This window comes from Paraburkholderia sp. SIMBA_054, assembly GCF_046534875.1.
Classification (GTDB): Bacteria; Pseudomonadota; Gammaproteobacteria; order Burkholderiales; family Burkholderiaceae; genus Paraburkholderia; species Paraburkholderia hospita.
The window spans coordinates 1-350 of the sequence record NZ_JAWRXV010000384.1; the positions used below are offsets into that span (position 1 = coordinate 1).

1 pseudogene is annotated in these 350 nt (G+C 64.9%); it reads left to right on the forward strand.

Annotation, left to right across the window (positions count from 1 at the left end):
* Window positions 1–281: pseudogene (locus tag SB822_RS55590) on the forward strand (hypothetical protein); the annotation flags it as partial.
* Between the last annotated feature and the right edge of the window lie 69 nt (window positions 282–350).

A 350-nucleotide genomic window follows, 5' to 3' on the forward strand; every position in this document is an offset into this window, starting at 1 on the left:
GCGCGAATCTCGCGTTGCTGCTCGGTAATCCGCAGACCACGTCGGCGGTCTACGCGGTCGTGTTCGCGGGCGACGTGCTGCTCGCGAGCGGGCTCATGGTGCTGGCGTTCAAGCTGCTGATTCTCGAACGCGACATGCTCGCGACGCTCGATCGCAGCGCCAGTCAACGGCTCGCCGTCGTGCGAAATATGCGGGGCATGACGGGCTCGAATGCGGCTCACGATTATCTGCCGGGCGCCGACGAACCCGCGCAACGCTGCCCGCTGCCAGGCGCGGTATGAACTTCAGCACCTCATTGCAGCGCGTTATTACGCCTCGTTGAGCGCCATCGAGTTCGATTCGCGTCCGGC